This window comes from Micromonospora sp. CA-259024, assembly GCF_050936255.1.
In the GTDB taxonomy this organism is placed as follows: domain Bacteria; phylum Actinomycetota; class Actinomycetes; order Mycobacteriales; family Micromonosporaceae; genus Micromonospora.
Genome location: NZ_JBNJND010000001.1, coordinates 1,407,620 through 1,426,254 on the forward strand (window position 1 = coordinate 1,407,620; position 18,635 = coordinate 1,426,254).

At 71.8% G+C, this 18,635-nt stretch carries 18 protein-coding genes and 1 pseudogene; 8 read left to right on the forward strand and 11 right to left on the reverse strand.

Annotated features, from left to right (window positions below; translation table 11 throughout):
* The first annotated feature begins 3 nt into the window (after nucleotides 1-3).
* Together ACQEUX_RS05725 and ACQEUX_RS05730 are read left to right on the forward strand one after the other, a co-directional pair.
* On the forward strand, nucleotides 4-837 hold the full coding sequence (locus ACQEUX_RS05725; protein WP_433042238.1) for an AraC family transcriptional regulator: 834 nt from the start codon (nucleotides 4-6) through the stop codon (nucleotides 835-837).
* A gap of 194 nt (nucleotides 838-1,031) precedes the next feature.
* Nucleotides 1,032-1,508, forward strand: coding sequence for a hypothetical protein (locus ACQEUX_RS05730; protein WP_433042241.1), 477 nt, complete (start codon nucleotides 1,032-1,034; stop codon nucleotides 1,506-1,508).
* A 78-nt stretch (nucleotides 1,509-1,586) separates the two neighbouring features.
* On the opposite strand, the gene ACQEUX_RS05735 is transcribed toward ACQEUX_RS05730, so the two are convergent.
* The 7 genes from ACQEUX_RS05735 to ACQEUX_RS05765 all read right to left on the reverse strand — a co-directional run bounded on the left by ACQEUX_RS05735 (nucleotide 1,587) and on the right by ACQEUX_RS05765 (nucleotide 8,368).
* Nucleotides 1,587-2,420 (reverse strand): helix-turn-helix transcriptional regulator, encoded by an 834-nt coding sequence (locus tag ACQEUX_RS05735; RefSeq protein WP_433042244.1) that lies wholly within the window; start codon nucleotides 2,418-2,420, stop codon nucleotides 1,587-1,589.
* Between the two features lie 329 nt (nucleotides 2,421-2,749).
* Nucleotides 2,750-4,174 (reverse strand): aldehyde dehydrogenase family protein, encoded by a 1,425-nt coding sequence (locus ACQEUX_RS05740; RefSeq protein WP_433042247.1) that lies wholly within the window; start codon nucleotides 4,172-4,174, stop codon nucleotides 2,750-2,752.
* 85 nt (nucleotides 4,175-4,259) lie between these two features.
* A complete protein-coding gene (locus ACQEUX_RS05745; RefSeq protein ID WP_433042250.1) occupies nucleotides 4,260-5,225 on the reverse strand; it encodes a quinone oxidoreductase family protein in 966 nt (321 codons plus the stop codon).
* Complete coding sequence (locus tag ACQEUX_RS05750; RefSeq protein ID WP_433042253.1) at nucleotides 5,222-5,584, reverse strand: hypothetical protein; 363 nt, start codon at nucleotides 5,582-5,584, stop codon at nucleotides 5,222-5,224. Before ACQEUX_RS05750 ends, ACQEUX_RS05745 begins: the two co-directional genes overlap by 4 nt.
* Nucleotides 5,581-6,447, reverse strand: a complete 867-nt coding sequence (locus tag ACQEUX_RS05755) for an extradiol ring-cleavage dioxygenase (RefSeq protein ID WP_433042256.1) — start codon at nucleotides 6,445-6,447, stop codon at nucleotides 5,581-5,583. The genes ACQEUX_RS05750 and ACQEUX_RS05755 overlap by 4 nt, the downstream gene beginning before the upstream one ends.
* Before the next feature lie 29 nt (nucleotides 6,448-6,476).
* On the reverse strand, nucleotides 6,477-7,247 hold the full coding sequence (locus tag ACQEUX_RS05760; RefSeq protein ID WP_433042259.1) for a citryl-CoA lyase: 771 nt from the start codon (nucleotides 7,245-7,247) through the stop codon (nucleotides 6,477-6,479).
* The gene (locus tag ACQEUX_RS05765; RefSeq protein ID WP_433042262.1) at nucleotides 7,232-8,368 is read right to left on the reverse strand and encodes a CaiB/BaiF CoA transferase family protein; all 1,137 of its coding nucleotides are present in this window, start codon (nucleotides 8,366-8,368) and stop codon (nucleotides 7,232-7,234) included. The genes ACQEUX_RS05760 and ACQEUX_RS05765 overlap by 16 nt, the downstream gene beginning before the upstream one ends.
* 193 nt (nucleotides 8,369-8,561) lie before the next feature.
* Between ACQEUX_RS05765 and ACQEUX_RS05770 the strand changes: the two genes are divergently transcribed.
* The 3 genes and pseudogenes from ACQEUX_RS05770 to ACQEUX_RS05780 form a co-directional block, all read left to right on the forward strand.
* Nucleotides 8,562-9,998 (forward strand): amidohydrolase family protein, encoded by a 1,437-nt coding sequence (locus ACQEUX_RS05770; RefSeq protein WP_433042265.1) that lies wholly within the window; start codon nucleotides 8,562-8,564, stop codon nucleotides 9,996-9,998.
* 3 nt (nucleotides 9,999-10,001) lie between these two features.
* Entirely contained in the window at nucleotides 10,002-10,805 is an 804-nt protein-coding gene (locus tag ACQEUX_RS05775; RefSeq protein ID WP_433042268.1) for an IclR family transcriptional regulator domain-containing protein, read from the forward strand.
* Nucleotides 10,806-10,962: 157 nt separating this feature from the next.
* Nucleotides 10,963-11,841: pseudogene (locus tag ACQEUX_RS05780) on the forward strand (MFS transporter); the annotation flags it as partial.
* Nucleotides 11,842-11,895: 54 nt separating this feature from the next.
* Here the strand turns inward: ACQEUX_RS05780 and ACQEUX_RS05785 are convergent.
* From ACQEUX_RS05785 to ACQEUX_RS05800, 4 genes are all read right to left on the reverse strand, one after another.
* On the reverse strand, nucleotides 11,896-12,357 hold the full coding sequence (locus tag ACQEUX_RS05785) for a DUF5709 domain-containing protein (RefSeq protein ID WP_433042271.1): 462 nt from the start codon (nucleotides 12,355-12,357) through the stop codon (nucleotides 11,896-11,898).
* A 116-nt stretch (nucleotides 12,358-12,473) separates the two neighbouring features.
* Nucleotides 12,474-13,358, reverse strand: coding sequence for an alpha/beta fold hydrolase (locus tag ACQEUX_RS05790; RefSeq protein ID WP_433042274.1), 885 nt, complete (start codon nucleotides 13,356-13,358; stop codon nucleotides 12,474-12,476).
* A gap of 114 nt (nucleotides 13,359-13,472) precedes the next feature.
* A complete protein-coding gene (locus ACQEUX_RS05795) occupies nucleotides 13,473-14,417 on the reverse strand; it encodes an RNA polymerase sigma factor (RefSeq protein WP_433042277.1) in 945 nt (314 codons plus the stop codon).
* A 95-nt stretch (nucleotides 14,418-14,512) separates the two neighbouring features.
* Nucleotides 14,513-15,481 carry a helix-turn-helix transcriptional regulator gene (locus tag ACQEUX_RS05800; RefSeq protein WP_433042280.1) on the reverse strand — a complete coding sequence of 323 codons (969 nt, stop codon included), beginning with the start codon at nucleotides 15,479-15,481 and terminating at the stop codon, nucleotides 14,513-14,515.
* A 62-nt stretch (nucleotides 15,482-15,543) separates the two neighbouring features.
* Between ACQEUX_RS05800 and ACQEUX_RS05805 the strand changes: the two genes are divergently transcribed.
* The 3 genes from ACQEUX_RS05805 to ACQEUX_RS05815 are packed head-to-tail and all read left to right on the forward strand — an operon-like array spanning nucleotide 15,544 to nucleotide 18,612.
* A complete protein-coding gene (locus ACQEUX_RS05805; protein ID WP_433042283.1) occupies nucleotides 15,544-16,677 on the forward strand; it encodes an epoxide hydrolase family protein in 1,134 nt (377 codons plus the stop codon).
* Nucleotides 16,674-17,831: a winged helix DNA-binding domain-containing protein gene (locus ACQEUX_RS05810; RefSeq protein WP_433042286.1), complete on the forward strand. Its 1,158-nt coding sequence runs from the start codon at nucleotides 16,674-16,676 to the stop codon at nucleotides 17,829-17,831. The genes ACQEUX_RS05805 and ACQEUX_RS05810 overlap by 4 nt, the downstream gene beginning before the upstream one ends.
* A 37-nt stretch (nucleotides 17,832-17,868) precedes the next feature.
* Nucleotides 17,869-18,612: a YqjF family protein gene (locus ACQEUX_RS05815; protein WP_433042289.1), complete on the forward strand. Its 744-nt coding sequence runs from the start codon at nucleotides 17,869-17,871 to the stop codon at nucleotides 18,610-18,612.
* Nucleotides 18,613-18,635: the final 23 nt, after the last annotated feature.

The window sequence follows — 18,635 nt, forward strand, 5'->3', positions numbered from 1 at the left end:
AGCGTGGCCACCCGTCCGGCGGGCTCGCACGTCAGCGCGTGGCGACCCGCGGTAGCCGGGGTCGTCGAGGTCTTCCACGCCCATTTCGTGGATCACGCTTATCCGCCGCACATTCACGACGTCTGGACGCTGCTGATCGTCGACGACGGCGCGGTCCGCTTCGACCTCGACCGGCACCGGCACGGCGCGCTGCGCACGTCGGTCACCCTGCTGCCGCCGTACGTGTCGCACGACGGCCGTTCCGCCACACCGGACGGCTTCCGCAAGCGGGTCCTGTACCTCGACACCTCGGCGCTCGGTGTCGAGCTGGTCGGCCGCGCGGTCGACGAGCCGGCCGTGGCCGATCCGCATCTGCGGGACCGGGTCCACCACCTGCACCAGGCGCTCGCCGCACCCGGAGACGAGTTCGAGGCCGAGAGTCGGCTCGCGCTCATCCTGGACCGGCTGCGCCAGCAGCTGCGCCAGCGTGGCCCGGCCACCGTCCAACCGGCCGCACGCGGCCTCGCGGTCCGCCTGCGGGAGCTGCTGGACGCCCGGACCATCGAGGGCGTCACGCTGCGCGAGGCCGCCGAGCTGCTGCACGCCCACCCGACCCACCTGGTCCGGACGTTCACCCACGCGCACGGGCTGCCGCCACACTCGTACCTGACCGGTCGCCGGGTTGAACTGGCGCGTCGCCTGCTCCTCACCGGGCAGCGGCCCGCCGCGGCCGCCGCAGCGGCCGGCTTCTTCGACCAGGCGCACCTGACCCGCCACTTCCGGCGGTACCTGGGCGTCAGCCCGGCCCGCTACCTCGGCGCGTCCAACGCCGGGATCAGACCCGCTGGCCGCCGATGACGGAGAGCAGCCGCAGCTTCTCGTCGCTCTCCGACCCGGCGCGGAACGCGCTCACGTGGAAGTCGTGCTCGCGCGTTCATGTCACGTTCCGGCGGGGGTTCCGGCGGGGCGGGCTGCGGCCGTCAGGCTGGAATGCGCGCCAAGCGCCCAGCGCGACGACGACCGCCCGCTTCCCCCCCCCTCGAAGGAAAACCGTGGACCTGAATCTCATGATCTTTATTGGTGGTGCAGTCGTGTTCGGCGGCGGTGTTGCCTACCTGGTTCTGCTGCGTGAGCGCGGCGCACAACGGGCTGCTCTGGCCGCTGTTGGCGTGGCGGCTGCCCTCGCCGCGAGCTTCCTGCTCATGCTCCTGCTCGCCAGGCTCGCGTTGCCCGCAGCGCTGGTGTTCGTCGCCCTCTTCAGCGGCGCTGTCACCTACTCTGTCTTCCGGCGCGAGCTCGGTGCCCGGTGGGCGGCCCTGCTCGCCACGAGCGCGACGATTGTGATCACCGCGAGTGCCCTGTTCGTGGTCTACCTCGCCGTGATCGCCTTCATCGTCGCCATCGGCGTGTACCTCCTGCTGCGTATCCGACTTCGGCTCGCCCCAGCGCTGGTCCTGATGGGCGGCACGCTCGGCGGTCTGCTGGCGGCCTCCGCCGGAGCCTTCTGGATCAGCCTGACCTACATGTGACGGCGCGTCCGGTCCGGCTCTGCGTCATCTCGGGTCGGTCCGGACCGACCTGCTGGCGTTCCTGCGGAGCTGAACAGGTCAGGCGAGCTGGCCACCGATGACCGAGAGCAGCCGCAGCTTCTCGTCGCTCTCCGACCCGGGCACGGCGGTGAAGACCAGCAGCGTCTGCGACTGGTCGGGATCCACCAGCGTCTGGCAGTGCAGCTCCAGCGCTCCGACCTCCGGGTGGAGGAAGTGCTTCGGCGGGCAGTAGCCGCCCGGCACCGGGTGCTCCCGCCACAGCTCCGCGAACTCCGGGCTGGTGGCCAGCAGGTCGTCGACGATCGCCGCGGCCCGCGATCCCCGGCCGTCTCGGGTGTACGACGCGTGCAGGTGCGCCACGAGCAGGCGGCTCTGCGTCTGGTGGTGCTCCGCCGGGTGCAGCTGCCGTGCCTTCGGGTCGGTGAACCAGCGGTGGTGCGCGCTGCGGGCCAGCCCGGTGTGCCGGGTCTCGTCGCCGAGCAGGGCGATGGCCGGCGCGGTCTGCGCCAGGGTCTCGCCGAGGTGGTTGACCACCTGGGCGGGGGTGTCGTGCATCCGGTCGAGGATCCGCATCATCCCCGGGTTGACGTGGTCGGCCCGGATCGTGCGGTGGGGGACGGCGTGACCGGCGAGTTGGAACAGGTGGTCCCGTTCGGCCAGGGAGAGTCGCAGGCCGCGGGCCAGGGCGGCGAGCATCTGCTCCGAGGGGTGCGGCCCTCGCTGCTGCTCCAACCGGCTGTAGTAGTCGGTGGACATTCCGCTCAACGTGGCAACTTCCTCGCGGCGCAGCCCACCGGTGCGTCGGCGCTGCCCGCGGGGCAACCCCACATCCTCGGGCTGGAGGGCCTCCCGTCGCGTACGCAGGAAGCTGGCGAGTTGGGCGCGGTCCACGCTGACTCCTCGATCGGTGGGGTGCCGGCGGTCAACCGGCACATGCATTGCAACAGGTGGGCATGGGCGCGCTGTTCCACTCGGGCGCCCGCCAGCGGGGGTGGGGCGGGGCGGTACCCCCACCCGATCCTTTGCTCTGCTTCACTCCACGCAACACCTGACGTCCGATAACCGGACATCAGGTGTTGCGTCCGTTGAAGCAGAGCAAAGGGCGCGGTGAGGGACGGGACACGACGCCCCGGCCTGATGGTGACGCCCCCGGCACTGATGGCGGCGGCCCCGGCCCGGCGGCGCGGACCGGGGCCGTGGACCGGGGCCGTCCGGTGCGGTCAGCGCTGGATGGACTTGGTCTCCAGGAACTCCTCCAGGCCGAAGCGGCCGAACTCGCGGCCGTTGCCGGACTGCTTGTAGCCGCCGAACGGGGCGAGCGGGTTCCAGTGGCCGGCGTTCACGTCGACCTGGCCCACGCGCAGCCGCCGGGCGACCGCCAGCGCGTGTTCCGGCTCGCCGAAGACGCCGCTGGTCAGGCCGTACAGCGTGCCGTTGGCGATGGCCACGGCCTCCTCCTCGTCGGCGTACGGGATGATCGTCAGCACCGGGCCGAAGATCTCCTCCTGGGCGATCGGCGAGGTCGGATCCACGTCGGCGAAGATCGTCGGCTGGACGTACGCGCCGGTCGTCAGGCCCTCGGGCCGGTCCGGGCCGCCGAACACGAGCCGGGCGCCATCGGTGATGCCCCGCTGGATGTACCCGACGACCTTCTGCCGGTGGGCCTCGGACGCCATCGGGCCGATCCGGGTGGCCTCGTCGGTCGGGTCGCCGACGGTGTACTGCTTCGCCGCCTCGACGGCCAGCGCGACGACCTCGTCCTGGCGGGAGGCGGGCACCAGCATCCGCGGCCATGCGCCGCAGACCTGGCCGCCGTTGCTGAACGACATCATCAGCCCCCGGTTGACCGCCTCGGGCAGGTCGGCGTCGTCCAGGATGATGTTCGCGCCCTTGCCGCCCAGCTCCAGCGCGACCCGCTTGACGGTCTGCGCGGCCACCTCGCCGATGCGCTTGCCGGCCCGGGTGGAGCCGGTGAAGGAGATCATGTCGATGTCCGGGTGGGCGGAGATGGCCTCGCCGACGACCGCGCCGGTGCCGTACACCACGTTGAGCACGCCCGCCGGCACGCCTGCCTCGGCGGCGACCTCGGCGAGGATGCGCGCGGTCAGCGGGGCGTTCTCGGACGGCTTGAAGACCATCGTGTTGCCGGCGAGCAGCGCCGGCGCCAGCTTGGAGACGATCTGCTGCAACGGGAAGTTCCAGGGGGTGATCGCGCCGACGACGCCGATCGGCTCGCGGACGATCAGGGAGTTGCCGACCTCCTCGGTCCAGGGGAAGTCGTCTGCCAGCCCGGCGACCGACTCGACCACCGCGGCCGGGAAGGCGACCTGGGCGGTGCGGGACATGCCGATCGGAGAGCCCATCTCGGCGGTGATCGCCTGGGCGATCTCCTCCTGCCGGGCGCCGAGGCCGGCACCGAGGCGACGCAGCACGTCGGCCCGGTGCTGGGGCGTGGTCGCTGCCCAGGCGGGAAAGGCCGCCCGGGCGGCGACGACGGCCCGATCGACGTCAGCGGCAGTGCCGGCCGGGGTCTCGGCGACGACCTCGCCGGTGGCCGGGTTCACGACGGAAAGGGTGCCGGCAGTGCCGGCGACGGTCTCGCCACCGATCCAGTGGCCGGTGACGGTGTGCGTGGAAGGTGTCATGGACCGACCGTCGCACCGGCCCGGAACCCCAACCAGGTGCGGTTTATCCAGGGCTTCGCGATCCCTGGCTGGGGGTCCGGCCCGGTCAGAGCGCCAGCACGATACGACCGGCGGCGGTGCCGGCGTCCTGCCGGGCCCAGGCGTCCGCGACCGAGTCGAACGGCACGATCTCGTGGTCGACGGTGAGCCGGCCGGCCGCCGCGTGCTCGGCCACGACGGCGATCGCCGCCGCCCGCTGCGCGGTCGACAGCCCGTTGTTGGTGTAGCCGATCATCCGCAGCGAGCCGCTGCGCAGCACGGCGGACTCGATAGGCGCGGTCGCGCCCGCGGCGCTGCCCAGGTTGACCAGGCGGCCACCCGGGCGCAGCACCCGCAGCGCGGCAGCGGCCGGGACACCGAAGACCGGGTCGAGAACGAGGTCGACCGGCCCGTCGGCCGCGTCGCGCAGCCGGTCGGCCATCGACGCGACATCGTCGTCGGGGAGCAGCGGGATGGCGACCGCGGCGCCGAGCTCCTCGGCGCGGGCCCGCGCCGCGGCCGAGCGGGCCACGGCGACGACCCGGCGCGCGCCGCCGAGCAGGGCCAGCTGGACCGCCGCCTGCCCGACCACACCCCCGGCGCCGAGCACGACGACCTGCTCGCCGGCCGTCAGGCCGCCGCCGTGGGTCAGGGCGGCGTGCGCGGCGACCGCGGAGAGGCCCAGGGCCGCGAGCAGGGTCAGCGGTACGCCGGGCGGCAGCGCCACCACGTCGACGGTGGGCACCGCGACCATGGTCGCCATGCTGCCGTCGAGGCCGGGTTTCATCCCGGCCGACGTGCCGAACCAGACTCCGGTGCCGTCGGCGAGCCGACCGACACCCTGGACGCCCGGAACGTACGGGGTGGTCGGCGTACCGAAGTAGCTGGTACCGCTCGCGCAGAGCACGTCCAGCGGGGTGATCGGCACGGCCTCGACGGTGACCGCCACCTCGCCGTCGGCCGGCACGGGGGCCGGCCGTTCGGCGATCGTCGGTGGGGTGCCGCAGGCGCTGAGCAGGGCAGCGCGGATCACGTCGCGATGTCCGGGTACGGCATCGAGAAGTGGGCCAGCCGCGCGCCGTAGGACTTCTGGTACTCCAGCGGTTCGGTGTTGTCCCGCTCGAAGAGGGCGATGAAGAGGGTCAGGGTGAGGAACGGGTGCGCCCCCAACTCGAACAGCTTCACGTGGTCGTGGGTGGCCAGCGCCTCCCGCTCCACGTCGTCGAGGCGCAGCCAGGTGCTCGCCTCGCCGGTGTGGCAGTTCAGCACCGTGTTGGCGCACTCGGCCTCCCACCAGGCGACCAGCTCGCGTGGCTCGCTGCGGTAGCGCTCGACCAGCTCGGGGTCCCGGTCGACCATGAAGAGGAACTTGTTCAGCAGGTACTTGCTCATGCCGCCGGCGCTCCGTTCGGGTACCAGGTGAAGTAGGCCTCCATGGTGTGGAACAGATCGAGGGTGTCGACGTAGTCAGCCTTGGCGCCGGCCCCGGCCACCCCCATCATGAGCATGAAGTCCATGAAGCCGTGGGTGGCGTTGCCGGGCGAGTGCAGGCTGTCCAACGTGACCTCGCGCAGGCACCCGTCCAGGTCGCCGTTGGCGATCCACTCGACGGCCCGCTGGTCGAACTCCGGGTCCGGGCCGTGCGGGCCGAACTGCCGGGGGCCGCCCAGCTCCAGCGAGAGGTGGCCGGTGCCGATGACAGCCACCCGCAGGTGCGACGGCCACGACTCGACGATCTCCCGGACGGCCTGACCGAGCTGGACGAAGCGCTTCGGCTGTGGCAGCGGCGGCGCGAAGATGTTCGTGTAGATCGGCACGATCGGCAGGTCGGCCTCGGGTCGCAGCGTGATGATCGGGCAGGTGATGCTGTGGTCGATCCGCAGCTCGTTGCTGAACGCCAGGTCGAAACCGGCGTCGAGCCCGGCCCGCAGGATGTGCCCGGACAGGTCCTCCTGGCCCTTGAGCAGCATCCGGGGCAGCCCGAACTCGCGCTCCTCGTTGTACCAGTTGGCGTCGTACGTGGGTGCCTTGCCGACCAGGAACTGCGGCATGTTGTCCAGCCAGAGCTGGTGGAAGTGGTCGGAGCCGACCATCACCAGCACGTCGGGCCTGGCCCGGGTCAACGTCTCCCGGAAGGCCAGGATCTTGCTGGTCCACTCGTCGGCGAACGGTGGCCGATCCTCGCCGGTGGCCGTGCTGGCCCGGTAGTAGAAGGGGTGGTGGGTGGAGGCGATGACCGCGACGACGGTGGCCATTCCGCTCCTTTCGCTGCAGTGGAGGGGTCTCAGGGCTCGTAGACGGCGTTGCGGTCCACGGTGCGGTAGATGTCCATGCCGAGCGGCCGGCGACGCTCCTCGGCGAGGTGCCCGAGCAGCCCCGCCGCGCGGGCCAGCAGGGCGAAGCCGCGCAGCATGTCGACGGGAAGCCCGAGGTCGGCGAGCGCCGCGCCGCAGACCCCGGCGCCGTTGAGGGGCAGGGTTCGGCCGAGCACCTGCGGGTGCACACGTCCGATCGCCTCGAACAGCCGCAGGTGCGGGCCGTGCAGGCCCTCCTCGGTGGCGATGCGGATCAGCACGGGTGTGCGCGGGTCCTGCTCCTTGTGCACCGGGTGCCCGAGCCCGGGGACCAGCCGGCGCTCCTTCTTGGCCCGCGTGACCGCATCGAGCGCCACGGTGTCGTAGTCGGTCACCTCGCCGGCCTGGGCGAGGGTGTCGGCGAGGAAGCGTCCACAGTCCTCGGTGACGCCGAGGAAGCGGGAGCCACCGCCGAGCAGGCCGGCGGCGAGCGCGCCCTGCAACGACTCGGGCGCGGAGAGGTAGGTCAGCCGGGCCGCGATCGCCGTCGGGGTGAAGCCGTGGTCGGCGAGCGCCACCAGCACCGCCTCGAAGACCCGCACCTCGCCCTGGGTGGGACGGCGGCCGGCGACCAGCCAGTACGCCAGCTCGCCGAAGCCGACCTTGCCCATCAGCTCGCCGGCCAGGTCCTGCCCGAGCAGGGAGATGGTCGTGGGGTCGGACGTGCCGATCCCGGTCGGGAAGCTCAGCTCTTCAGCCACGCGCGGATCTCCTCGCCGTGTTCGTCGAGCCCGGGCGGCGGCAGCTCGTACCGGGCCGGGGTGTCGGAGAAGGTGATGGGGTTGCGGACGCCGGGCACGTCACCGACGGCGACGACCGGGTCGAGCCCCAACTCCTCGGCGAGCGCCACGCCGCCGTCGATGGTGTTGATCGGCGCGCACGGGACGCCTGCGGCGAGCAGGTCGCGAAACCACTCGTCCTTGGTCCGCTTGGCGAGTCGTTCGACCAGCAGGGGCCGTAGCTCCTCGCGGTTGGCCGTACGGTCCTGGTTGCGTCCGAAGCGTGGGTCGTCGGGCAGGCCGGGCAGGTCGAGCACCTGACAGAGCTTACGGAACTGCCCGTCGTTACCGGCGATGACGATCAGCTCGCCGTCCGCGGTGGGCAGTGGCTCGTACGGGAAGAGGCTGGGATGCGCGTTGCCCATCCGGAACGGGACGGTGTCACCGGCGACGTAGCCGCTGGAGTGGTTGACCAGCCCGGACAGCGCCGAGCTGAGCAGGTTGACCTCGACGTGCTGACCCTTGCCGGTCGCGCCCCGGTGGTGCAGCGCGGCGAGGATGCCGATGCTCGCGTGCAGCCCGGCCATCACGTCGAAGACGGAGATGCCGGCCCGGTACGGAGGGCCGTCGGGGTCGCCGGTGAGGCTCATGAGGCCCGAGATCGCCTGCACCATCAGGTCGTAGCCGGGGAAGTCCCGGCCGGCGCCGGTGCCGAAACCGCTGATGCTCGCGTACACGATCTTCTCGTTGCTCGCGGCGACGGTGTCGTAGTCGAGGTCGAACCGGGCGAGACCGCCGGGCCGGAAGTTCTCGATCATCACGTCGGCGCGGCGGGCCAGCTCCTGCGCGGCCACCAGGTCGTCCGGCTTCCTGAGGTCCAGGGCGACCGACCGCTTGTTGCGGTTGATGCCGAGGTAGTACGTCGAGACGCCGTCGCGGGTGGGGGGCATCCAGGTGCGGGTGTCGTCGCCACCGGGACTCTCCACTTTGATCACCTGTGCGCCCAGGTCTGCCAGGAGCATCGTCGCGTACGGCCCGGCGAGGATCCGGGAGAAGTCCGCGACGAGCAGGCCAGCCAGCGGCCCTGTCGAATGCTGCACCATGTTTCCGCCCGTTCTACGGACGCCTGTCCGCCGAGACAGCTTGCGTCACCGAACGGTGCCTGTCAACGGCGGTTCATCGAGCGGAAACATGCCCTTGACACGACTCGTGACCGGGACCACACTTGCGCCACTCGGGCTGGCCGCACAGCGGACACCGGTCCGGACCCCTCGTACCCGAAAGGAATGGGTGGCGATGAGCGCAACCGACCGGCCGGTGGTGTTCCGTAACGGCCTGGTTCTCACCATGGACGACGCACGCACGGTGCTGCCCGGCGCCGACGTGCTGGTCATCGGCGACCGGATCGCGGAGGTCGGTGTCGGCCTCACCGCACCGGACGACGCGCTGGAGATCGATGCCACCGACGGCATCCTCATGCCGGGAATGGTCGACACCCACCGACACATGTGGCAGACCGCGATGCGCGGGTACGGCGCCGACTGGACCCTGACGCAGTACTTCGTCTGGTACTACCTCGAATCCGGCAAACTGTTCCGACCCGAGGACGTGTACGCGGGCAACCTGCTCGGCGCCATCGAGGCGATCGACGCGGGAGTCACCACCACCGTCGACTGGTCGCACGGCCTGCAGACGCCCGAGCACGCCGACGCGGCCGTGGACGCCCTCGAAGCGGTCAACGGACGGTTCGTGCTCGCCTACGGCAACATCCAGCAGGGGCCCTGGGAATGGGCCACCTCGCCGGAGTTCCGCGCCTTCCACCGCCGCCGCATCGACGGTGGCAAACTGGCCGGCTTCCAGATGGCGTTCGACGTCACCGGCGATCCCGCCTTCCCGGAGCGGGCCGCGTTCGAGGTGGCCCGGGAGTTGGGCGCCGCGGTGACCACGCACGCCGGCGTGTGGGGCGCCACCAACGACGACGGCATCCGGCTGATGCACGAGAACGGGTTCATGAACCCCTCGACCGTCTACGTGCACGCGGCGACGCTCACCCACGACTCGTACAACCGGATCGCCGCGACCGGCGGCTCCGTCTCCGTCTCGACCGAGAGTGAGCAGAGCGCCGGGCAGGGCTACCCGCCCACCTGGCAGCTGCGCCACCACGACATCCCGGTGTCGCTGTCGATGGACACCAGCGTGTGGTGGAGTGGCGACCTCTTCTCCGCGATGCGGACCACGCTCGGCGCCGACCGCTCCCGAGAGCACCTGGAGGCGCACGCCAAGCAGGAGACCATCACCCACTGTCACCTGCGTGCCGAGCAGGTCGTCGAGTGGGCCACCCGAGGCGGAGCCCGCGCGCTCGGCATGGACGCCACGATCGGCGCCCTCACCCCCGGCCGGCAGGCCGACGTCGTCCTGATCAAGAACGACGCCTCGCCGGTGATGTTCCCGATCCTGAACCCGCACGGTCACGTCGTCTTCCAGGCCCAGCGTGGCGACGTGCACACCGTCCTGGTGGGTGGCCGGGTCGTCAAGCGGGACGGCCGCCTCGTCGGCGTCGACCTCGCCGCCGCGCGGGCCAAGGTGGCGTCGACCATCGCCCACCTCCGCGAGACGATGGGGGAGGAGGCGTGGCAGCGGGGCATGAACCCGGACATCCCCGAGACCGCGATCCTGGAGAACCCGTACCAGTACACCGAGTGGGACGCCGGCTCGGCGCAATGGAAGCATTAGGACATGAGTGACAGCGGAAGGGGCGCCGGGCCCGACTTCATCGAGGCTCTCGCCCGTGGTCTCGACGTCCTGCGCTCCTTCCGTCCGGCCTGCCCGTCGATGACGCTCAGCGAGATCGCCGCCGCCACCGGCCTCGCCCGACCCACGGTCCGGCGCATCCTGATCACGCTCGAGGCGTTGGGCTACGTCCGCGCGGTCGGCCGTGGCCACACCCTCACCCCGCGCGTGCTGGAACTGGGGATGGCGTACGTCAACGCGCTGAACATGTGGGACGTGGCCCGGCCGCACATGGAGAAACTGGTCGCGCAGACCAACGAGTCGACCTCGATGGCCCAGCTCGACGGCAGCGACATCGTCTACGTCGCCCGCGTGGCCGTCCCGAAGATCGTCACGCTCGGGGTCACCATCGGCACCCGCTTCCCGGCTCCCGCGACGTCGATGGGCAAGGTGCTGCTCGCGGCGCTGCCTCAGGAGACCCTCGCCACCGTGCTCGCCGAGCCCACCCGCTCCGGCATCACGCCGCGCTGGCAGCCCTCGCCAGGCGAACTGGACGCCGTGCTGCGCGAGGTCCGGGCGAAGGGCTGGGCGCTCGCCGACCAGGACCTGGCCCCGGGCATCCGGTCCGTCGCCACCGGCGTACGCGACGGCGACGGCCGGGTCGTCGCCGCCATCAACGTGACCGTGCACGCCGCCGAGACCTCGCTGGAGACCCTGCGGGAGGAGCACCTCCCGCGGTTGCTGCGCGCGGCGGCCGACATCGGGCACGACTGGGCGCTGACCGCCGCCGTGCCGGTCGTCACCGGCTGATCGACACCCCGACGTCCGGCTCCAATCGGAGAGCCGATCGGACGCGCTGCCCAGGTGACCGTTAATCCGGCGGCGAACCGTCACATCCGCCCGATAGTCTTCCTCCGCGCGTCGTCGTCCTGGTACGACGCGCCCCGCGCCGGGTCGGCGCGGCGCCGAGGCCAAGGTGTGGGCCCCGATGCTGGTCGGCGGCGCACTGGTGGTGGCGTGCGTGCTCTACTCGTTCAAGCCCCGGCACCCATTGCTCGACCTGCGGCTGTTCCGCAACCGCAGCCTGACCATCGCGTCGGTGACGATGTTCGTGTTCATCATCGCGTTCATGGGCGCCGGTCTGCTGTTCCCGAGCTACTTCCTGCAGGTGCGCGGCGAGACGACGCTGGCCGCCGGTCTGCTGATGGCCCACAGGGCATCGGGGCGATGATCACCATGCCGATCGCCGGCACTGGCCGACCGGGTGCCGATCGGGCGTACCGTCCCGTTCGCGCTGGGGCTCATCGTTGTCGGGTTCTTCGGCTTCACCCAGGTTGACCCGCAGACCTCGTACTGGCTGCTCGGTGGGTCGCTGTTCGTGATGGGCCTGGGCATGGGCGGCACGATGATGCCGATCATGACGTCGGCGCTGCGGACGTTGCAGGCCCAGGAGGTGGCGCGCGGCTCCACGCTGGTCAACATCCTCCAGCAGATCGGCGGCTTGGTCGGCGCCGCCGTGATGTCGGTGATCCTCACCAACGAGCTGAACGGCTCCCGGCCGATCCCCGGCCTGGTGGACGAGAGCGGCAAGCCGGTCACCGAGGCCGGGCTGGCCATCGCCTCCCAGCAGCGGCCGGAGCTGCTTCAGCAGATGCCGGTGGACCCGTCGCTCATCGAGCGCGGGCTCGACTTCGCCGCCAAGTCGTTCGCGACCACGTTCTGGGTCGCGTTCGCGCTGGTCGTGCTCACGTTCATCCCGGCCGCACTGCTGCCGCGCCGACGTCAGCTGGCGCAGCTCGACGACCCGCAGGGCGAGCAGGTCAGGACGCCCGTCGCCATCCACTGACCGACCCCGCCGCGCTCAGCACCCGGTGAGGTGCTGAGCGCGGCGGGCACGGCGTCAGCGCAACGGACCGTCGCCGGGCCCGTCCGGGTCCTCGACCAGGTGGATCGCCGCTTCCTCCGCGCTGGCGGCACCCGCGTCGATGCCGGCGTCCCACGCCACCGACTCGGCCTCGTCGTCCTCGCGGACGCCTTCGTCGTAGGCGACGAGCCGGCCGGCACGGGTCTCCGACTCGTACCCCCGGCGGGTCAGCTCGTCCTCGTCGTCGCCATCCTCGGCGTATGGGTCGACATCCGGCACCTCCTGGGCGAGGTGCTGCTCCAGGGACTCGCCCGCTCGTTCCTCGGCCGGCGTGGTGCCGAACCGGTTGGCGGCCGTCCAGTGGTCCTCGGCGATGATGCCGGTGTCGAGGGGGTCGCCGACGCGATCGTCGTCGAGGGTGTCGGAGGCGTCCAGGACCCCGTCGTCCTCGGCCACGTTCCACTCGTCGACGGAATCCATCCGTTCGGTCTGGCTCACGGTGGTCTCCTCCTCGTCACACATCAGCGATGGACCAAGCCTATGACTGTCCAACGCCACCGCACCCCGAGGGCTGCCCGCTGTGACGAACGGACCTCGGGGCGCGGCGCGACGGGTCAGCGCCGCAGCAGCTCCACCACGGCCTGGGTGAACTCTTCCGGCTGCTCGATGTGCCCGAAGTGCCCGCTGTTCTCCAGCAGCACCAGGCGCGAGTCCTTGAGGCCCGCGTGCAACTGCTCGGCCCAGCGAGGCCCGCAGATGAAGTCGTACGCCCCGACGATCACCACGACGGGCACCACGATCTCACCCAGTTGGTCGCGTACGTCGAAGGGCGTGGGGTCCTGTGCGCCCGCCGGTGCCGACCAGATCCGTACGGCCTCCTGGAACGGGGCGAACTCGTCCTGTCGACCCCAGAAGTCCGCGAAGTACACCGGAAGGGCGGCGCGCAGGGCGGTCCCCAACGACTCGTCGTCCGTCGCGCTGCCGATCTGCCCGAATGCGGCCGGGACCGCGGCTGCCTCCGGCCGGTCCGGGTGCCGCTGCGGGTACGCGGCGAGACCGGCCATCGCCTCGCCCCAGAACTCGGCGCCGGTAACGGGTGAGGTGTCGTACAGGGCGAGACCGGCGACCCGGTCCGGGTGCGTCAGCGCGTACCGCTGGACGACGAAACCGCCGTGCGAGTGACCGAGGAGATGCACCCGGGGCTCCCCGAGGTGCGCGACGACGGCGTCGAGAAACCGGACGTACGTGTCGAGACGGTAGTCGCCGGGGTTGTCGAGCTGCCCCGACGCGCCCGTGCCCACCGGCTCGACGTACACCATCGTGAAGTGCTGCTCAAGGCCCGGCGTCCGCAGGTAGGACCACTCGATGCCGGGGCCGCCGGAGTGCGCCACGCACACCGGGCCGGTGCCGGCGACGTGGTAGGCCTGCCGCACGCCATCGACGGTGAACGTGTGGGTGCCCGGTGCGAGGGCGCTGACGTCGTGGCTGGTGGAACCCATGAACTGTCTCCCGATCCGAGAGCCGCCCGGCGCGTGCCGACACGGCGACTGGTGCATGACGCGAACCAGATGCGCGGGTCGAGGGAAAAGTTCGCTCGATCGGGAGAGTTTTTCTCAGACCGGCGCCGGCTGGCGGATCTCCCGCGCCGGGACGGGGTGGAAGAGGGTGAGTTGGCGCACCCGGCCCTCGCGCAGCACCTGCAACCACAGCGCCGCGGGCGGGCAGTGCTCCGGGTCGTCGGGCGGGCTGATCAGGTCGGTCTCCCAGATCAGCACGTCGCCGCTGGCCACGACGTTGCGCAGCCGCTGGCGTACCCCGGCCGTGAGGTCGCAGGTCATGCCCTCGATCGCCAGGTCACGGCCGCCGCGTCTGCCACCGGGCACGATCATCTCGGCGTCCGGCCACCAGCTCTCGTGGACCACCCGGTCGAAGTCGCCGCCCATGGCCGAGGCGATCATGTCGCGGCCCTCGCGCCACCGGGAGTCGTTCGACGCGGCGACATCGGCGTGCGCCGTGGTCGCCGCCGTTCGCAGGCCGCCGGCGAGCGCCCGGCGGGCGTGGCTGAGGCGGCTGCGGACGGTGCCGACCGGCACGCCGCACACGGCCGCGATCTGCTCGTACGACGAGGCGTCGCTGAAATACCGCAGCAGGGTGACGAGCCGGTCAGGTTCGGACAATTGCCCGATGGCGTGCCACACCCAGTCGCGCATCGCGCCCCGGTCCAGTGCCTCCTCAGGAGTGGGTGTGTCGGCGGAGCGGGCGAACCACTCCGGCTCGGCGACCGGGACCGGCCGGGGTCCGCGCAGCGTCATCCGACTGTTGTTGCGGACGATGGCACGCAGCCACGGGCCGACGGCGGCCGGCTCGCGGACCTCGCCGATGCGACGCAACGCCACCACCATCGCGTCCTGAACCGCGTCCTCGGCGTCCGGTCCGTAACCGAGGACGCTCAACGCGACGGCCCGCATACCGGCCTCGTGGCGGGCCAGCAGCGCCCCGAGCGCAGCCGCGTCGCCCGCCTGCGCGAGCATGACCAGCTCCGCGTCGCTCTGCGTCACGCCCAGTTCCTCCCCGAAACGCCAATTTTGACCGCTTGTGCTCCACCAAGCGTACGGCGGGCCGGCGGGCCGATGCCCCGGGCCGGTCGGTCGTCCTACCCTGCGGATGGGCTGGCGGCGCGGGTGGCCCGGATGCCGAGCTGCCGTAGGTGTGCGATCAACTCCGGCGGCTCGTGCACCTCCACGTCGCAACCGAGGGTCAGCAGGCGCCACGCCAGCCACTCCAGCGTGTCGGCGTTGCTGCGCAGCCGACACGAGGTCGCGTCGATCGGCTCCAGATCGACGCCGGCGCCACCGAGCGGGCCCGCCATCCGCTCGACCGGTGCGTACAGCGTCACCACCGCCCGGTAGACGGGCGTCAGCTCAAGCAGCTTCTCCGTCATGAACGAGGCGGCGTCCGACGCCGGCAGTTGCCGGGCGGCGACCCGGGTCCGGGTGGGCCGCAGGTCGGTGATCCGGTCGACCCGGAAGATTCGCCAGTCGTCGCGGCCGTTGTCGTAGCCCACCAGATACCAGCGCCGGCCCGCCGACACCAGCTTGTACGGCTCAACGCGCCGTTCGGTGTCCACACCGTCGCGACGGCGGTAGGTGAACCGCAGTTGCTCCCGGTTATTGATGGCGGCGGCCAGCGCGCTCAGGTGCGCCGGGTCGACCGTCGGTCGGTCCCAGGTGAGCAGCGCTTCGGTGGCCGCCCCCAACGCGCTGACGCGGTGACGCAGCCGGGACGGCAGCACCTGTTCGAGCTTCGCCAGCGCCCGTACCGAGGCTTCCTCGATGCCGGCCACCGCGTGACCGGCGGCGGTGCGCAGGCCGACCGCGATCGCCACCGCCTCGTCGTCGTCGAGCAACAGCGGCGGCATCGCCGTGCCGGCGACCAGGCGGTATCCGCCGATCGCGCCCATCGTCGCCTGCACCGGGTAGCCGAGGTCGCGCAGTCGCTCCACGTCGCGGCGGATGGTGCGCAGGCTGACGCCGAGTCGGGTGGCCAGTTCGCTGCCGGGCCACTCGCGGGGCGTCTGCAACAGCGACAGCAGGCCCAGCAGGCGGGCGGGGGTGTCGGACACGCCTCCACAATGCCAGCGATGTGTGCCAGAACCTGACCTATATCGGTCGTAGCGTTTCCGGCATGACGCCATTTCGCATCGACATCCCACAGTCGGACCTCGACGACCTGCGTGACCGGCTCACCCGAACCCGGTGGCCCCGCTCGTTGCCCGGTACCGGCTGGAGTCGTGGGGTACCGGTGGACTACCTCCGCGAACTGACCGAGTACTGGGCGGACGGTTACGACTGGCGGGCGCACGAGGCGCGGCTGAACGACCTTCCCCAGTTCGTCACCGAGATCGACGGCTTGGACGTGCACCTGCTGCACGTCCGCTCGCCGGAGCCGGACGCGCTGCCGCTGCTGCTGACGCACGGCTGGCCGAACTCCGTGGTCGAGTTCACCGAGCTGATCGGCCCACTGGCCGACCCACGCGCCCACGGCGCGGATTCCACACAGGCGTTTCACCTGGTGGTGCCGTCGGTGCCCGGCTACGGTTTCTCGCAGGCGCCGCCGGCCGGGTTCACGATCGACCGGCTTGCCCGGATGTGGGCCGACCTGATGGCCCGCCTCGGCTACCACCGCTACGGCACCCAGGGCGGCGACCTCGGTGCGTACGTCGCGCCGCGGGTGGCGGCGGTGGCGCCGGAGCAGGTGGTCGGCGTGCACATCGACGGTGGGTTCGGCTTCCCGACCGCCGCCGACGTGCCGGACATGAGCGAGGCGGAACGCGCCGAGTGGGAGCAGATGCAGCAGTGGATGAGCGGTGGCGTGGACCATCACGCCCTGCTGCGAGTAGCGCCGCAGACCCTCTCGTACGCGTGGAACGACTCGCCGGTCGGGTTGCTGGCCTGGATGATGCAGAAGTTCAAGGAGTTCACCATGACGGTGCCGACGCCGGAGCAGGCCATCGACCGGGACCACCTGCTCACCAACGTGAGCCTCTACTGGTTCACCGGCACGTCGGGATCGTCGTCGTGGCCCATGTACGAGCGACTCACCGTCGCCGACGATGGCGGTTTCGCCTGGCCCACGGGCCAGCGTCGGGTGCCGTCCGGTGTGTACGGCGGCGGGTCCGCGCTGATGCGCCGCCTCGCCGAGCGCGACAACACCATCGTCCACTGGCCGCAGGGCAACCCGGGCAGCCACTTCGTGGCGATGGACGAGCCGCTGGCGCACGCGGCGGACATCCGTACGTTCTTCGCGGGCCTGCGATGACCGAGCTGAGCTGGGCGCAGGTGTCCGCCCGACGGCTTCGGCGGCACCGGCTCTTCCCGTCGGCGCCGGACGCGGCGCCGGACGCCGGACGCGTCGCCGACGTGGTGTCGGCGATCTGCGGCGCGCACGCCCAGATCGCGTCGGCCGCCGAGCTGTCCGTCGGGCTGCGGGTGCCGGGCGCGACCCGTGCCCTGGTGCGCCGGGCACTGTGGACGGACCGCACCCTGGTCAAGACCCGTGGGCCACGTGGGACCGTGCACCTGCTCGCGGCGGCGGACCTGCCGATGTGGACCGGCGCGCTGACCGCGTTGCCGGGGCCGTCGTGGGAGCGGAGTGTGGTGCTGCTGACGCCCCGGCAGACCGAGCAGGTCCTCGCGGCCATCGCCGACGCGGTTGCCGAGGCCGACCTGACCACCGCCGAGCTGACCGAGGAGATCATCGCCCGTACCGGCCCGTGGGCGGGCGACCTGGTCATGGAGGCGTTCCAGGGCAGATGGCCCCGGTGGGTCGCCGCGATGACCGCCGCCACGCGGGGCGGGGTGATCTGCTTCGGCCCGAACCGGGGCCGCGCCACCACCTACACGAGCCCGGCGCGTTGGCTACCGGGGTTCACGCCGATGGCCGGCCGCGTCGCGCTGGCCGAACTCGTCCGGCGTTACCTGTTCGCGTACGGGCCGGCCACCCCGGCGCCGTTCGCCCAGTGGCTCGCGGTGCCGGTGGGATGGGCGACGTGGCTGTTCGACTCGGCGGACCTGGCCGAGGTGACGGTGGAGGGCACGCGGGCGTGGGTGTCCGCCGGCGACACCGACTTCCCGGCCGACCGGCCGTCCGGGTTGCGGTTACTGCCCTACTTCGACGCGTACGCGGTCGGCTGCCACCCGCGTGAGCGCCTCTATCCCGGCATCGCGGCCGAGCGGGCGCTGGCCCATGGGCAGGCCGGTAACTATCCGGTGCTGCTGGTGGACGGGGTGGTCGCCGGGGTGTGGCACCAACGCCGAGCCGGCCCCAGGATCCACGTCACGGTCGAGCCGTTGCGGGCGCTCGGCACCGGTCGTCAGCGGGCGTTGGAGGAGGAGGTCGAGCGGGTCGGCCAGATCCTGGAAGGGACAACCTCGCTGACCATCGGCACGGTGAGTGTCGGTCCGCACGCTTGAGGCCACTGCTGCCGATCGCCTGCGCCAGGATGAGGGCGTGCACATCGAACCGGTCGACCACGCGCCCCGGCAGGCGTTCCCCTGGGCGATCCTGCGGCAGCGCTGGGAGGACCTCACCTTCCTGCACTGGGCCGTCGCTCCGGACCTCGTCGCACCGCTGCTGCCCGCCGGCACTCGTCCGGACACGGTGGACGGCGTCAGCTACGTCGGCCTGATCGGCTTCCGGATGGTCGGGCTCGGCTTCGGCCGGGGCCCGGGAGTGCCGTACTTCGGCACGTTCTGGGAGACCAACGTCCGGCTCTACTCGGTCGACGACACGGGCCGGCGCGCGGTGGTGTTCCGGTCACTCGACGCGTCGCGCCTGGTGCCGGTGCTGGTCGCCCGGGTGACGCTGCGGTTGCCGTACCTCTGGTCGTCGATGCGGTTGGACCGCGACGGTGACCTCCGCACCTACCGGTGCCGGCGCCGCTGGCCCGGCCCGGCGGGTACGACGAGTCGGATGGTGGTGCGGGTGGGGGAGCGGATCGCCGACCCGACCCCCCTTGAGCACTTCGTCACCGCCCGCTGGGGGCTGCACACCCGGGCGTACGGGCGCACGCTGCACCTGCCGAACTGGCACCCACGCTGGCCGCTGCACCGGGCCGAGCTGCTGCACCTGGACGACGAGTTGGTCGCCGCCGCCGGGCTGCCGGCACCGGTCGGGCCGCCGGTCAGCGTGCTCTATTCCCCCGGTGTCGGGGTGCGCTTCGGCCCGCCAGTGCCGGTGCGCCGGCCCGGCTGACCGTGCCGGTGCGCCGGCCCGGC